4 protein-coding genes are annotated in these 17,604 nt (G+C 45.0%); all 4 read right to left on the reverse strand.

What is annotated here, in order from left to right:
• Positions 1–6 precede the first annotated feature (6 nt).
• The 4 genes from G3R48_RS05080 to G3R48_RS05095 are packed head-to-tail and all read right to left on the reverse strand — an operon-like array spanning position 7 to position 17,397.
• Complete coding sequence (locus tag G3R48_RS05080; protein WP_212593228.1) at positions 7–6,039, reverse strand: hotdog fold thioesterase; 6,033 nt, start codon at positions 6,037–6,039, stop codon at positions 7–9.
• Positions 6,036–8,351 carry a PfaB family protein gene (locus G3R48_RS05085; RefSeq protein ID WP_153662574.1) on the reverse strand — a complete coding sequence of 772 codons (2,316 nt, stop codon included), beginning with the start codon at positions 8,349–8,351 and terminating at the stop codon, positions 6,036–6,038. Before G3R48_RS05085 ends, G3R48_RS05080 begins: the two co-directional genes overlap by 4 nt.
• A complete protein-coding gene (locus G3R48_RS05090) occupies positions 8,348–16,525 on the reverse strand; it encodes a type I polyketide synthase (RefSeq protein ID WP_212593229.1) in 8,178 nt (2,725 codons plus the stop codon). The genes G3R48_RS05085 and G3R48_RS05090 overlap by 4 nt, the downstream gene beginning before the upstream one ends.
• On the reverse strand, positions 16,522–17,397 hold the full coding sequence (locus G3R48_RS05095) for a transcriptional regulator (RefSeq protein WP_228497332.1): 876 nt from the start codon (positions 17,395–17,397) through the stop codon (positions 16,522–16,524). Before G3R48_RS05095 ends, G3R48_RS05090 begins: the two co-directional genes overlap by 4 nt.
• Positions 17,398–17,604: the final 207 nt, after the last annotated feature.

The following is a 17,604-nucleotide window of genomic DNA, read 5'->3' on the forward strand; positions in this document are numbered from 1 at the left end:
TTGTCTTTATGCCTCTTCAATACAGATAGCGATATCTTTTACTTCATAAATGCGCAAACCGTCTTTGCTCAGGTTTGCGTCACCGACGATGATGCGTTTGCCGTTTTCATCTTTTATGGCACTTATGTGCACGTCCAACGACATTTGCTTATTCAATGGGTTAATTTGGCCGCGGTACTTCCATTTGATATCAGATAAAATTTGGCCAAATTTAGGGTTAGTGAAGCCTTTGCCTAAGTCTTTACTGATGGCGTAAGTTTGCATTAACTCGATAATGGCTTCAACGCCTAATGAACCTGGCATGACAGGATCTTGATGGAAGTGGAATTGGAAGAACCAATCACTTGGGTCAATGGTGCGAGAGGCCGATAAGTAACCTAAGCCATTTTTACCGCCTTTATCAACTATTTCAGCTTTGTCGATAAAGTTAAGTTGACCGCCTGCTAAGCGATAATGGGGTTGATTAGCGGGAGCATGGAACACGCGAGATTGCTTATCCAGTAAATCAACAGTGATATCAGCAGGGACGTTGTTTTCAACGTGCCAAGGCTGAGTAATACGGCCATTATCAATACCTAACTGGTTTTTAAGTGCATCGCCTTTAAAGTAGCCAAATACAGCGCTACCTGTATAGAAAGGCTCGCCATCAACACTTAAATCAAAGCTGAAACTTTGAATGATGTTGCTGCCTGCAATCACGGTTGATAGTAGTTTTGAGTCATTAACAATGGTCTTGCCGCGTAAATCAACATCACGTAATAGTTCACCACTACCATCAAGGTTACGGAAGAATAGCTCTTGCCCTGGGAAGCCTAATGTGGTGCCCATGTAACCTGAGATAAAGCCGTTAGGTTGCAGTGAAATTTCCATCAATATTGAATACGGCATGACGGAGGCATGGCTGTTTTTAGCAAAATACCACGCATCGGTTGGTACTTCATATTCTGCGATACACGATGACGGTTTTTTAAGCTCGCCACGTTTGCCCTTAATATCAACAACTCGGGTGGTTAGCTGTAAGTCGCCACATGGCGTGCGCGGCGGGATAAAGCCACGGTAAATACTAAAGTCTGGGCCAAAACAGTTTTCAATGTCACCGGTTGCAAACTCAAACAGATGGTATGCCGTGAATGGCAGCATATCAGGAGTACGATTTGGGTAATCAGGTAAAACAGGTGCTTCAACATGTTGCAGCGGAATAACACCTTTATTGGTTGGTGCGCTTAAGTCTGGTAATTGCGTCATTAACGGTGCATTTAATGATGCAGGCGTGTTGTGGCTATTGTTCTTTTGGACTGTGCCTGAGGTTGTATGTGTTTCACAAGCGTCGGCAGTGTAACGGGTACATTCACTTTCTTCTTTAATCATCACCCCGAGGTTTTGGAAGTCTACCACCGCTTTACCATTGAGCAATATTTCAATATTCGCTTTAGCATATGGGCGAGGGAGAGTACCAATTTCAGTAACTTCCATGCGGTAAGTCAGCTCACCATGTTGCGGCAAGACTTGGCCACGACAACGTACTTTTTGTGAAGCATTCTCTAAAGGCTGGAAACGGCCATTTTCAACTAACGTATGCATACCAATGTGCAGCATAAAGAACTGCAATAATTGGCCACAACCTTCAGCCATCAATGAGCCAGCCATTACTTGGTCGCCCTTAAAATGACAAGGGAAGTACCAATGATCAGGTGCTAATTGTTTATGACCTTCAATAAAGCCTAAGCCCCAAGCGCCGCCATGGACATCTAAATTGCCGACTTGCTCAATCATCAAGAATTTTTCAGAGGCAAAACACAATGAGTCTTGCTTACCTGATGCTTGCTGGTGGTTATGGTGCTCGCCAGCAAAACAGCTGCCAATATCAGCATTTAATAAATGATGGATTTGGCCATAGTCAAACTGGGTCTGAGCACAATGTAATAGTGGTTCAAAACGAGGTTTGTTTGGTGTATTTAACGCTGCTTCACGGGTTTTGATTTCATCTTCGGTATAAATAACCCCTTTACCATCATCTAATTCTTGGTCAGTAAAGAAGCCAGCGCAGCCGCCGTCCATTTTTAATACCATCTTATCGCCGACGAAACATTCGTAAGAGAAAAAGAATAATAGTGTCTCGCCATTTTTAGCGAAGTTGTTGATTTTAATGTCGTAACGTAATGTGTCGCCGCCACGAGGTAAATCGCCTAAGAAAGTTAGCGTACAATCAAGTAAACGATAAACGCGCTCACCTTTGTTTTCAAAATCAATGCCTAAATAACTGATCAGCATTAAATCGCATTGGCCTGATTCAACGGCCACCGCCCATGGGATTTGGCCATCGACTAAGTAAGGCGCATCTTCAGGAATGTCATACTCGGTGGTCATGCTACAAGGCTTATATTGGTTCATCGTCGCGTCTAATTTCGTCACACGAGACACCAATAAGTAATCGGTTGTAGGCAGGCGAACGCGGCGAGCGTAGTTATCAATCACCGCGTAATCTGGGCCGAATACTTTGGCAATATCACCTTCGGCATATTCTACTAAATCGGCATAGTTCCAAATACATGGCTTATCCGCTGGGATAGGCGCTGTGTAGGGCGGCACATTGGCATGATTTGGACGTAAGATTGGCGCAGAAGCTACTGGCTCGGCTAACACATTTGCTGCTTGTAAAGCTGCAGTAGGTTGTGCAACCGATTGCGCAACATAAGGCTGACCATTTGCTTGGGCAATCTCTTGCTTTAACAGCGCATCAGCGACTTTTAAGCCTTGCTCACGGCTCTTTAAAAAGGCTAATTGCGCTTGATGTGCTAACCATTGGTTTTGCTCAAAAGCGCTTAAATGCGCAGGCGGCACTTGGCTAACTGTTGCAGCAGAGCGATTGACTGATGATGTTTGAGAGGCTTGTGCTGTAGGCGGAAACTGGGTTGAACGATCAGAAAACGGCATAGTGGTCTCTGTTGTCTTTGTATTATTGTTATTCGGGACATGTTGTGGTGCGACAAACTGATTGCGTTCACACATATTGACTAACCCAGTGGATTCAACAGGTATTAACTGCGCAGTTTTAGCTCGAATACTGTCAATCTCAGCAATCGGGGTATCAACAATATGTTGATAAATATCGCGGCCGCCTAAACTTACCTGTTTTACAAGGGTGCGCTTTTGGGGGGATTGTTGTCCGATATTTGTGTTGATACGCGTGTGTACCGCATTGGCTTGTTGAGTGTTTTGGCTAATAAGCAGTTGCGAACATTGGTTTTCGCTCAACGTGGCCACAATGGTGTGGTGAATTAACGCGTGATGATTTTGTTGGGTTTGCAAAAGCGCGTGTAATAGGCTGGTAATGCCTGAGGCCGCGAACGTATGGCCGATACATGCTTGTGCTTGGGTTGTCACCGACTGACTATAGTGCTGTGACAGCGATTGAGCTGTGTGAATATCGGCAAAGTCGGGTGCTTGGTTAAGCGCTAATAGTTGAATGTTGTCAGTCGTTAATCCTGTTGGCGTGAGTAGCTCATCAGTGATTAACGCTAAGTTTTCAATGTGGCCAAAAGCTAAGCTGTCAATGGTGGCGTAGCTTTGCCATTGCGCTGCTAAACCCTTGGTTGTTGATGCAATTGATTGGACATCAACTAGCGTATCAACGGCGCCGAGTGCTTGATGAATGAGGTCGATGTTTTCATTAGCGTTGTCATTGTCATCGCTAGCATTAGGCTTATCACTGTAACCAACAGCCGTTTGCAACACAATTGCGCCAGCGCCTTCACCAACATTAAAGTGTTTGTCTTTGGCGGTGTTAGCAAGCTTGGCCGTTTTAAGGACGATATTTTCAATACTGCCCGACAAGTCTACAGCGGCAATAATTACCGCATCTAAAGGCGCTTGACGAGACTCCATTGCCAATAAGTTTTGCGCCACATCAAGGCAGCGATTAACGGATTGCTCACCCGCCGAAATAGTAAAGGCTGGGCCATTAAAATCCCATAATGATGAGATGCGCGATGCCATAATATTACCAATAAAGCTGGTGTATTGATTTAACTTGGCGGCATCTAACACACTGTCCATGGCAATGGTTTCTAATGCTTGATATTCGCTATCAGATAAGCTCACGCCATGAGCGCTTAAGCTGGCAGCAAGTTGAGTGTGCAAATTAACGCGGCCGCGAAATTGATGTAATTCAAGTTCTGTTTCCATCGCAACCAGAACAGCCACTTTGCTACCTGTTTTTAACTTGGCATCATTAATGGCTTCATCGGCCACTTTCATCAATAACAATTGCTGCGAGATTAAACGGTCATCTTCATTTGGTGGCACTTTGAAGCGTAAGAAGTCAAAATCAAAGTTGTCAATATAAGCCCCCGTTGGTGCAGTTTGTTTAAGCCCAAATTGCTGCAATAACTCAGGGTGTTTATCTAAGCCTTTCCAGCGTTTAGTTGGCAATGTGGTAAATGCGGTTTGATTGTTATTTACCGCGTCAGCAAAGGCATTAACGGTCGATAGCGAACCAAAGTGCGACGCCATGCCGGTAATATGCATTGGCGTTTGAGCGTTGATTGTCGTTGCTTCACTTGTACTTGAGACAGCACTGGCATTTGTATGCGTTTTACCTTGATAAGACTCAATCAATAAGTGGGCATTACAACCACCAAATCCAAACACCGAAACCCCAGCATGACGTGCTGAATTGCCGGCTTTATCAGGCCAAGGCAATACATCATTGGGAATGGTGTCATTGCCAAACATGCCTGAAGGGGATGAAATAGGCGCACTGATATTAATGCTGGGCGGCAATACGCCTTGGCGCATGGCAAAAATCATTTTCATGATCCCCGGCATACCCGCAGCCGTTAATAAATGGCCTAAGTTAGACTTAGCAGACCCTATCAGTGGTGGCTGATTACCATTTAATTTGTCGCTAAAAAAACGCTCCATTGTGGTCAATTCAACTTTGTCACCAAGCGGCGTTCCGGTGGCGTGACATTCAATCACTTCAACTTTTTCAGGGCTAAAACGCGCTGTACCTATATGAGCATCATGCATGGCGGCATCAGCATAAGCACGTTCGAACGCTTTTACTTGACCGTCACTGTTGGGGCTCAGTACAAATTGGCCTTTACCGTCGTTTGATAAACCAATGCCATTGACTAATGCGTAAATATGGTCGCCATCTCGCTCGGCATCTTCTAAGCGTTTAAGCACTAAAACACCAGCACCTTCACCGGCAAATAAGCCTTTAGATTGGCTGTCAAACGGGGCGGAGAATCCGTGTTCGGGATAAGCATGGAAAATAGAGAAACCCATATTAATAAAGAATGGGTCAGCGCCAGAAACTGCGCCGGCAAGCATCATGTCGGCTTTACCTGTATGCAAATAATCACAGGCCAGTTTTAATGAGTAAACCGAGCTTGCACAAGCTGCATCAAGGCTCAATTGCGCAGCGCCTAAACCCAGGGCATCGGCCACTAACTTAGAGGCATTATGCGCAATCGCGCCATTTGATAATGATGCAAGCTCACCTTGGGCAAAAACGTCACTGTCAAAGCCTTGAAGGGTAAAATTAGCTTGTTGCAGTTTATGTTGTAAGGCTTTTTCTACCGCGCTGTGATAAAGCGGGATAAACAATTCATTTGATTTAGCCGTAGGGAACGACAAGGTTCCCATGACAATGCCGGTGCGATGTAATGCGCTGTTGTTTTGTGGGTCGGTAATATCAACACCGGCATCGACCAATGCTTTGCGCGCGGTATCAGTTGCCCATAAAAAACTCTCATCAAGGCCATTAAATTGCTCGGCGGCAATGCGATAACCACTGGCATCAAAACTGAAGTCTTTAATGTAGCCGCCTTGGTCACAATAAAAGCGGTCTGACTGACCTTGCACGCCTTGAAAATCAGCTGGGTTGGCATTGAGTTTTTGCTGACTAATCGTGCTGCGAGAGTCTTTTTTATTTAATAAATTTTGCCAAAACTTAGCCGGCGTGTCTGCATCAGGGTATTGAGTGGCTAACCCTACAATGGCGATTTTGGGAACAGTTGATTGAGAACTCAAGATTGTTCTCCTTGTAATTGAGGCGTTAACTGGGCGGCAACGTTTTGCTGGCGTGTTTCAAGCGCATGAGTTGCGGCCAATAAATGAGATAAGCTGTCAGTGACATAATTCAAAGATAAAGGCACTTTGTGGCTGATAAGCTGGGCGATACATTTAAGCAGCGCAGTTTGGTCGTCACCTTTGGCGTTTGCGGCAATGGCCGTAAAGGTTGGATTTGACTTCACATGGGCGTTGCTGGGCTTTGCATTACGAGCAATTTTATCGATTAAGGTACTGGTTTGTCTGTCTGCACCTATTTCAACAAATAAGCTAGCACCAAGTGTGCGTGCATGGTTTACCAACGCGGTAAAATCTAAAGGCTGGCAAAAAGTATCGGCAATCGACTTAGCAATAGCATCACTGTTTAGTAAAACGGGTGATTTGCTTGCGGCGCTGATAAATTTAATCTGGCTTGGCAAAGTATCAAGTAGTGCTTGCTCGCGTAAGGGTTGCTGATAAAACGCATGTACTTTGTCATGAATGAGCATCGCAGGTTTGGTGTGCATGGCTGTAACACGGTTTGCTGCAATGCCACGTTTGCCCATGTGTGATAATAATGCTTTGCAGCTTTGCTCGCATCCCGCGATGACGCAGGTATCACCTTGTTTAATGGCAAGGTAAACCCGAGGATAGTCATCTAATAGAGCGTTAATTTCTGACGGAGCAGCACGAACCACAAAGCTGTTCCATACAATGTCTTCACCGTGCGTAAGTTGCCATGCTTGGCGCACGCAATTTAGCTCTCCGGTGATGTCTGAGATAAAAATAGGATCATGTTGAGTGGTTTTAATCAGATTGTATGGGTTTTTCCATACATTTAGGCTAGCCCACATTGCGGCTTCACCCATTGAATACCCCATTGCAAATTGCGGTTTAATCCCAAAGTACTCACTGAGGACTTTGGTTAATATATAGCTTGCGCCAGCACCTGCAATGGCTAATTTATCCAAGCTCATGTCGCTAATTTTTGTATGCTCAGCATATATGCTGTCAGCTTGTAACATCGCTTTGAGGTCCCCCTCTCGTTCAAGCTGGGCAAAAAGTGCAGGGAAGTAGCGTGGTAATTGTGCCAGCATGTGCGGATAAACCGTGCCAACTCCCGGATAAACAAAACACACACCATTAAGCCCAAGCGCTTGGTGTTGATTAACGCTTAAGCAGCTACCTGCTGGGGTTTTGTAATCTATTTCTGTCGTGGTAGTTGATGCGCTATCAGTGGTCGCATGAATCTTTGCTAGCATCGCTTGTATTTCAACGATGGCTGTTGCCAATGAGCTGGCCATGATCACCGCCGATAAGGCTCGAGTTTGATCAAACTCACTGATGGTTTTAAGCATTAAAGCAAGGGTTTTACTGCTTTTTAGCGGGTTTGCACTATCGCATGGGCTAGGATCTTGGTGTGGATGTAGCGCTTTTAATTCTAAAGATAACTGCATTAATGCTTGCACCATGTCCGCTAATGTTTTGGCAGCAATGGGAAAAAATAGCCTGTTTTCATCTAACATCGAGCTTGCTTGGGCAAGCTCTGTGCCTTGAACAAAAACCGCCGCGTGTTGCAGATTATTTTCAATAAAGTTGAAGCTAGCAACTCGGCTTTGATGCACTTGAGTAAACCAATACTTTGGCGTTGCTGGGCAGGTATTGGTTTTTGTATCAACTTGTTGATTTGGCAAGCTGCGCATAGCCATATTGCCAATAAGTAACAGCAACTCGGCAAACTTATCGCTGTAGCGATGTAAGTGACTCACATCAACTTGATAGGGCGTAATATGGGCGCGCTTAGCTTGAGTTAAAGCTAGATTGATTGCGGTTTGTCGCGTCTCAGACTCACCTAAACCTGTTAGATAAGCATGAGGATGACAGCGATGCTTTGCTGCCACAATTGCCGGCATCATCAATAAACGAAATGGCAGCGCTGGATGGCTAAGTAACACGGTTTGTTGCTGCTCAATATGGGCAATAGCCTGAGCAAAATAGTCACTAAAACTTGATGATTGTTGAACAGCTGTAGATGAGTCATTGCCAGTAGAAGCATTATTTTCTGCGCTATCTAAACTTGAAACATCAATTTCAAGGTCAATGGCTGATTCGCCGATAGCTTGTGCTAGTGAGCAAGGTTTAATTGCAACAAACATGTGATTGAAAAGATGCTCACCACTTAGCGCCGTTCTGTTTGCTCTCAGGTTTTTGGCCGTTTGCGTATTTGCCACCAGCTTTAACGCTATTCGCATACTGTTAATCGTTGCTGTTTTTGCAGTCAGTTGATTACTCACACAGACTCCTGCAAATCAGCTAATGCTTTAGCTGGGGCTAAAAAGGCCTCATTCAAGCTTTTGCTGATGGTCGTTTTTGCGCTTAGCATAGTGCAGCTTAAGCGGCCATCTTGGTGATAAAGGGCAATATCAGCCATTAACGAGCGGCTGGTACTTTTAAGCACATTGAGCACTAAGTAACCTTTATCGCCAGAGGTGAATGGGGCGTAAGTGGTTAACTCACCAATGGTTGACGGTAAGCTTGCAGCATCGTGTTTGATACGCGCCCACACTAACATGGCTTGTAAAAGTAAGTCTTCAGCAAAAGCCTGACTGCCACCTAACGCCATCTTCGGTGTAAAGCTTGCGCAATCTACAGGGTTAATTTGAGGCAACTCAACTGAACAAACCAATTGTTCATCGTTGGCAATTAACAACTGCTTTATTCCTTGTAGGCGAGGGCCGTGGAATAAACTGCCATTTCTATACAATTCATTATCAGTGCTAATGACTTTACCTGAGTTTGCTAGTTGCTGGGCATTCTTTGCTGCTGTCGGTAGCGTGGTTGAAACCGCTTCTTTAGCAACTTTCTCATTAATAACCTTCTCATTAATAATTAGGTTTGCTTGATACTGAGGTCTTAGCAAGCTATCAACGGCATCACTTTGCATACGACTACCAATCAGTGCTTTTAAGCCTAATTGCGTTTGCGTCAATGTCAGCGTTAATACTTGTGGTTCTTTAGTCTCGAAAATAATGCCTTTGAGCAATTTATAATCTTGAACCGTCACAGGTAGACCACACAATTGCTGCGCTGTTTCACGCATCCATTGTATGGCGCACACTGTTGGCAGTACTGGATTACCCGCAATGCAATGATCTTCAAGGAAGGGCATAGCAACAGGGTCTAGTACTCGTTCAACACTCACCGTGTTACTCATAACACGGTGACTTGCAGCATTATTTAAAGAAAGAATCAGCGAACCCTCGGCATTAAGCGAAGAGTCCGCATTACGCTTTTTTATAGCTGCGCCTGTTTTAGCTGCTGAGCTTGAGCCCTGCATACTTGAACCAATTAATAGCTGTACACCTGACTCAGACAATAGGCTGTGAGCAAACAAATTTGCGCCTTTATCAAGTGGAATTACGTATACGCCGCGCTCAACAAACATTTTCTTCAATGCTGAACTCACCATTCCGCCATCCCAAGGACCCCAGTTAAAGCTCATCACTTTTGCTTGCGGGTAGTTAGCTGCAAGTTGCAGTGCTGTCTTATTGAGGATCTCATTAGACATTGAGTAGTCGCTTTGGCCAGTATTGCCATAGAAACCTGCTGCTGATGAGAACATGGCGACCAGTTTTAACTTACTTGCATCAATCGCATTGATGATGCCGGCAAAGCCAGACACTTTAGTGCCATATACACGGCCTAATTCAGCTAAGGTTTTGTCTTGAATATGTTTATCAGCGAGTACACCCGCACCATGAATGATGCCTGTAATCGGTTTAACATCTGCAAGTGATGACCTAATGGCTGCATCTGAACTGACATCCATGCTGATGTACTGCGCACTTGCACCAACGTCTTTGAACGCGGCTAATGCACGATCAATTTCTAAACTGCTGGTAATCGGCCAAACTAAGGCATCAATTTGCTTAGGTGTTGGCTTGTTACCTTGAGATTGAATAAATCCGATTGCAGCGGCTTTTAATTGGCTGGAGTTTACTTCACTAGCGTTAGGCGCAGCCGCTATGACACTCTTTGCCCACTGAGGTAAATTACCGGCTAAATGCGCACTGCGACCGGCTAGGATAAAGTGCGACTGAGTTTGCTTAGCAAGAGTTAAGGCGCATTCAAATGTGACGCCTTTCGCTCCGCCAGTCACCAGCACGGTATCTTCACTGTTTAGTGATGCGCCTTGGTAACGGGTGGCGGCACCAGTTGTGGCTGATGCTGTGGTTGCGAAGAGTGTATGACGACCTTGGCTGCTAATACCCACTTCAGCAATTGCAGTATCAACATCAAATAATTCTGCAATTACCGCTTGTGCTAACTCGACAGCCTCAAAGCTTGGGGTAATATCCAATGCTCTACAGAACACAGTTGGCCACTCATGACCTAATGTTTTCGTTAAACCAGATAATGCCGCTTGGTTAAGCTCTGCTTTTGCAAGCTCGTTACGGTTTAAGTAACCGAATCCACCATCAATGCGGCTAACAGTCATAAAGCTTACGCGCTCAGTTTTAGCCAGTTCAGCAAATGATTGCTGAAGGTGTTTAGCCATCAAGAAAGCTTGTTCAACAGAGGTAAAACCAGCATCACTTAACGCAAGTGTGTTCTTTGTTGTATCAGTTGCAAGTTGAGGCTGTAAATGCACAAAGCCTGCGATCTTATGTTGCTTGCTAATTTGAGCAATGACATCACTAATCGCGTTGTCATTGACCGCAGATAAAGTGAAACTAGCGATATCACTGCTGAGCGGTGATTGCGCCAATATCACTGACTCAGGGCTACGAATAACGGCGACGGTTAGGCCTGTTGCTACTAGTTTTTCAGCTAAAACACCTGCGTTATGGCCGTCATCATTGATAACGATACAAGCGTCTTTTGAAAAACCGTCAACTAACTTATCCGCCGCGGGCAGCTTTTTTAGCGCAACTTCCTGATGAGGAGGTAAGTCAGTTGCTAACTCAGCTGTGGCAGGTGAAGTGTCAGTTGAGCTTAGCGTTGGCTGAGAGCCTTCAGCTGCACTTGTTGAAAGTTTAGCGCCTTCAGCAGGTAGCTTAGAGTTCATGTAGCTAACGATTTCACCCAGTGTACGACACTCAGCTAAATCTTCAGGGTTAAGCTCTGGCAGTGTTGGCAGTTCGTCTTGAACCGTCCCTAGAATTTCAACACGCTTGATTGAATCGATACCTAAATCGGCTTCCATATCCATGCTTAATTCAAGCATTTCAGTTGGGTAACCGGTTTTTTCAGCAACCACAGTCATCATAGTACTTTGTACTTGCTCAGCTGTTAATGCAGACAAGGCGCTCAAGGCTGTTTCTGCGCTCAAGGCTGTTTGTGCACTTAAACCAGATGCTTGATCAGCTGAAGCGGCTAGAGTTACAGACGTTGCGGTTGTTGTAGCAGTAACCGCAGCAAGCTTAGAATTCATATAGTCAACAATTTCACCAAGGGTACGACACTCAGCTAAATCTTCAGGGTTAAGCTCTGGCAGTGTTGGCAGTTCGTCTTGAACAGTACCTAAAATTTCAACACGCTTGATTGAATCGATACCTAAATCGGCTTCCATATCCATGCTTAATTCAAGCATTTCAGTTGGGTAACCGGTTTTTTCAGCAACCACAGTCATCATAGTACTTTGTACTTGCTCAGCTGTTAATGCAGACAAGGCGCTCAAGGCTGTTTCTGCGCTCAAGGCTGTTTGTGCACTTAAACCAGATGCTTGATCAGCTGAAGCGGCTAGAGTTACAGACGTTGCGGTTGTTGTAGCAGTAACCGCAGCAAGCTTAGAATTCATATAGTCAACAATTTCACCAAGTGTACGACACTCAGCTAAATCTTCAGGACTTAGTTCAGGCAGTGTTGGCAGTTCGTCTTGAACAGTACCTAAAATTTCAACACGCTTGATTGAATCGATGCCTAAATCCGCTTCCATATCCATGCTTAATTCAAGCATTTCAGTTGGGTAACCGGTTTTTTCAGCAACAACAGTCATCATAGTGCTTTGTACTTGTTCAGCACTTAAATCTGATGTTTGAGTAGCTGCTACTTGAGAGGCGCCTGCTGCGGCCTGTGTATTAGCGCCTGCAGCGGGTAGTTTGCTGTTCATATAGTCAACAATTTCGCCAAGGGTACGACACTCAGCTAAATCTTCAGGGCTCAGCTCTGGCAGTGTTGGTAGTTCGTCTTGAACCGTCCCTAGAATTTCAACTCGCTTGATTGAATCGATGCCTAAATCGGCTTCCATATCCATGCTTAATTCAAGCATTTCAGTTGGATAACCGGTTTTTTCTGCAACCACTTCAAGCATAGTGTTGAGTACTGTTTCTGTGCTAAGACCTGAAGCAGCAGGGGCGGAAACGGCTGTGTGAGTTGCATTTGCAGTGTTGCTGTTCATAGCGCCTGCGGCCGGTAGTTTACTACCCATATAGTCAACGATTTCGCCAAGAGTACGACACTCGGCTAAATCTTCAGGGCTTAGCTCTGGCAGTGTTGGAAGTTCGTCTTGAACAGTACCTAAGATCTCTACACGTTTGATAGAATCAATACCGAGATCTGCTTCCATATCCATGCTGAGTTCAAGCATTTCAGTTGGGTAACCTGTTTTTTCTGCAACCACTTCTAACATAGTATTCAGAACTTTTTGTGAGCTCAGGGCTGTTTGCGCGCTTAAGCCTGCTGGATCAGTTACTGCAGGTGCATTTATTACAGGAGCGGCTACAGGAGCAGGTGCTTTAACTGGTTCTACCCGTGGAGCAGGAGCGGCCATCGCGGCAGCTTGATCTATACGTGTGGCTTTTGCTACTGGAGTGTTAACTGCTGGAGCAGGTACAGGAGCCGCTACTTTCACTGCTTCAACTACTGGTGCAGCAATCACTGGAGTCGTAACGACAGGTTTGGTCGTTGCCGGCATATTAACAACGGCAGTTGCTACAGGAGCTTGGTCTGTCAGCATACTCAAGGCATTTTGGCTAGCTTGTGCTTGCTGCTCAAGGAACAAAGTATGGCTTTGCAAAGTTTGTGCTTGATGCTGGTGGAATAACTCCATTGAACGTTGCAAGCTCTCTGGAATAGCGTGTCCTGCGGCGGCCATTTTACTTTGCTCGGTCATTAGGTGAGTAAAGGTATCGCCATATTGCTTCGGAATCGCTAAGAACTGCTGGTGCACATCAGCCGCTTGCTGTTGCGCGTTAAAGAAGGCTTCTAAGCTGCCAGTCGCTGGCGCAGTTTGAGCTTGTGTTTGAGCTGTGATTGACTGAGTCGACTGCCTAACAGTGGCTGCAGCATTGGATGCTGTTGTCGCGTTAGATGCGGCAACTTCAACATATTCAGTTTTAATGACTTCTTTTTCCACAATCTTCTCTACTATTTTTTCTACCGGCTTCTCGATAACTTTTTCTACAATTTTTTCAACCACTTGTGAACTGACTTGACCTGTTGCTAATGACTTTTCCATTTTGGCGCGAGTGGCCTCACTAATATGGTTAGCTGCGCAGAGTTTGACGTTCATGCCTTTAGGTATTGTTGGGGCGGCTATTTTGGCTTGATAAGGGTCAATTTCAGTTAATGGTGCGCCTAAAACGTTAAGTTGCATGGCGGCAACACGTAATTGCACATCACTATTGCCCTTAGGGTTTGGATTGATACTGATAACGGATACCGCTTCCGCTTTATTACCTAGGGTCGCTTCAACCAGTTTTTGGAGAATGTTTTTAGGGCCAAATTCGACAAATACGCGCGCGCCAGCATCATACATGTTGTTTAGCTGGTCAGTGAAACGCACTGACTGCAACATGTGCTGCTTGAAAGCGGCTTTAATTGATTTAGCATCTTTAGGGTGTTTGTCGCCCGTTGCATTTGAGAACAAATCGACTTTGCTGGCAGTAAATTTAGCGTTATCAATTGCCTTGGCAAACGGTTTTTGCGCATGACCGACAAGTGGGGTGTGAAAAGCCCCTGATACTGGCAATGCAATGGCTTTAAAGCCTAGTGCGCTAATGGCGTTAGCTGCATTTGCACAAGAGTCAGTTGGGCCAGCAATGACTAATTGGGTCGCAGAGTTATAGTTAGCGACTTTCACGCCCTCAAACTCACTGATGCAGGTTTCTAGTTTGGCGATATTATCACTATTGGCGGCATCATTTGCGTTAGCTGGCAAGATAATGGCATACATGGTGCCTTTGTCTAATTCATTGCCGTCTTTATCAACGGCTGATGCTGCCATTGCAGCGCCACGGGCAAATGATAATTGGTAGTAATCATCATTTGATATCACACCCGCTGCACATAATGCTGACAGTTCACCAAAGCTGTGGCCGGCAAACATATCTGCGCTAAAACCTGATTGAGTAAACAATTGGTATTGGCTCATGCTTACTACACCAATGGCGCTTTGTGCGTTATCAGTGCGGGTGAGTAAAGCTACTTGCGCATCTTTATCTGCTTTTTCAAATGCAGGAATAGGGAACATGACTTTTGATAATGGCGTTTTATCAAAGCTTGCAAATACCTTGTCGGCTTTGACTAATTGCTGGCGCATTTCAGGGAAGTGACATGCCACTTCAATACCCATGTTGAGGTACTGAGAACCTTGACCTGCAAATAACGCCGCCACTTTTGGTGCGTTAGTCGCTTTCTTGCCTTTAGTTGTCTTTTGGTTGGCATTAATCGTGATGAGTGCTGATGAACGGTAGCTAGTACCTGATGGTAGTTGCCATGCATCAACATCATTATTTAGCTGCTTTAACGATAAACCAAGCTGGGAGGTTAATTCATTAAGGCTTGAGACCACAAGGCCTAAACGCGCAGCTGAGTCATCAAGCTTACGCACAGCATAAAGCTTGGCGATGCGAGTGAGCTCTGCTTGTTCGATACTGCTGTTGTCAGTCCCTTTTAGGCTACTGATTTCAGCACTAAGCTGGTTCACTTCTGCAATTAAGGCCGCTTTGTTATCAGCGCTAATGAGTATGCTTTGTGCTACTTGGCGTTGACGGTACTTCTCATCACGACGGTGCTCTGGGCTGTACTCTTCTAATACTAAATGGAAGTTTGTGCCACCAAAACCAAATGAGCTAATACCGGCGCGTCGCGGTGTGCCATCTGGGCGAGGCAGCCATGGACGTGTTTGGGTATTAATGAAAAACGGTGAATCCTCAACATTAAGCTTAGGGTTTGGTTTAGAGACGTTAATGGTTGGTGGCAGCACTTTATGGTGCAGGGCAAGGGCTGCTTTAATGACACCAGCAGTACCTGCAGTTGATTTAGTGTGACCCACTTGCGACTTCACTGACCCTAAAGCAATGTGCTGCTTGGCGGCGCCGTTTTCACCAAATACAGATTTAAGACCGTTAAACTCGGCAACATCACCAGCAGCAGTACCTGTGCCGTGCGCTTCAATTAAGCCAACTGTTTCAGGGGCAAAACCAGCGTCATCATAAGCACGTTTTAATGCTTTTGCTTGGCCTTCAGGACGCGGAGCGTAAATACTCTTAAATTTACCGTCTGATGAAGCGCCGACACCTTTAATTACAGAATAAATACGGTCGCCATCACGCTCTGCATCTTCAAGACGCTTAAGCGCTACCATGCCGATACCTTCACCAATCATCATGCCTTTTGAGTCGATATCAAATGGTTGAATGGTTTCATTGGTGGTGAATGCGGGGGTTTTTGAAAAACTCATGTACATCGAAGGTGAGTTATCGGTACACACACCACCGGTTATCATCATTTCACTGCGCCCTTCAACCAGCTCTGTCAGTGCCATACGCATTGCGGCAAGTGAACCTGCGCATGCCGCATCGACCACACAGTTCATGCCGCCTAAATCGAAGCGGTTAGCAATACGACCGGCAATTACGTTGCCTAGCGAACCTGGGAATGAGTTTTCTTCCCAGTGAATATATTGGTCTTGGAATTTTTTGATCAGCATATTGCTGTCAGTATCGCTTAAGCCGCTGCTTTTAAATACTTTTTTAAGTACTGGATATTGTAGACGTGCAGATAAGCTTGCATTGATCTTTTGACCGCCCCCCACGCCGAGTGTGATACCGATTTTATCTGTATCGTACTCTGATGTAACCCCAGCATCAGCTAAGACTTCTTTGGCAATAACCAATGAAAGTAATTGTGAGGTATCAGTTAGCTCTAAAATATTAGGTGGCAGGCCAAACTCCATTGGATTGAAGTCAACTTCTGGGATAAATCCACCGCGTTTACAGTAGCTTTTATCTGGGGTGCTTTTATCTGCATCAAAGTAATCTTCGGCGCGCCAGTGCGATTCAGGGACGTCAGTAATTGCATCAATCTTTTCGCTGATTAAGTCCCAAAACTTATTTAAATAACGCGAGTTTGCAAAGATGCTCGCCATGCCGACGATAGCAATTGGCATGTCTTTAAGGCGTTTATTTAAGCGAGAGTCTTGCTCTATATTTGCAGTCTCTTGCGGTTGTTCGGTTTGGCTCATAGTGAGTCTCCAGTGTTCAGCTTATCCGTAGCTGAATGATTTTTCTGTTGTGCCATTTTGGGTGCATTTTCGACAGTTGCGCCAGGAAAACGGACTAAAAATGTATGGTAATTTTTGACTAATAGCTTACGTAAATGAAACGGGCCGTGCTTTAACACATAAGCAATATAGCGATTTGTGGCTTGAGTATGACTGTCTTGATAAATGTCTAAATAGATCCAATCAGTCGCAAAATCGACCCCCAATAAAATGGAGTAACGGTCTGCTTGAGTGAGTTGCGGTGGTATGGTTAACGAAACCACTTGCACTACGCTATCTGGGGTTGCCTCGGGCAATGCCAATGTGGCGGCTAAGGTTTGTGGATTTAATGTGTATGTCGCGACATCTGTGCCTTGAACGATAGGCAATTGATTGAAATAGCGCTCTGGCACATGTGGGCTTTCAAATGCATCTAACTTGGATACCCCATAACGCTTTAAGCACCTTGCTAACCCTGAACGCGAAACATTGGGGTTAATAAATTTTTGAGTAATTTTGAGCAATTTATCAAGTGGCATCTTCAGTTGATAACGCAGTCCCACAACCACATATTCTTCCATTGGTGAAAGCGTGGTTTTTAAATGATGGGGGGTATTAGGTATATCGCTAATGGAGTCGCGTTTACGCCATTTTCTGACGGTAGCTTCTGAGATATTTAAAATTTTTGCCAGTTGACTCACGCTATAGTCTGAACGTTGAATAAATTGACGCATTTCCGGCGTGGTAGTCGCGTTTCTATGCCTGTTTGGTGATGTTTTTTTAGCCAAACGGTCCGCATCAGTAGGTTGGGGATTATTTTTATCTGCACTATCAGCGGTTTTTGGCTGCGCCATAAGGTCTTTTTTCCAATAAATGGGAGCTTAGTTGGCCATTATATTGGCAACAAATAACTTACTTAGACTAAATGAACTATGCACAATACAGTAGCTTTTGACTCGATACAATCACCTGGGACTTAAAATGCAACTTAAACGGAAACAAGCCATTGGTTCGCGGGCTTCATTGGTCATAATCGTGTGAGTCATAGGGATATAGGTGTT

Source organism: Shewanella intestini, assembly GCF_018221465.1.
Taxonomy (GTDB): Bacteria; Pseudomonadota; Gammaproteobacteria; order Enterobacterales; family Shewanellaceae; genus Shewanella; species Shewanella intestini.

Bases quoted from the DNA above. Each gene is read 5' to 3' on its own strand.
- G3R48_RS05090 (WP_212593229.1), bottom strand. From the start codon at position 16,525: ATGAGCCAAACCGAACAACCGCAAGAGACTGCAAATATAGAGCAAGAC.
- G3R48_RS05095 (WP_228497332.1), bottom strand. From the start codon at position 17,397: ATGGCGCAGCCAAAAACCGCTGATAGTGCAGATAAAAATAATCCCCAA.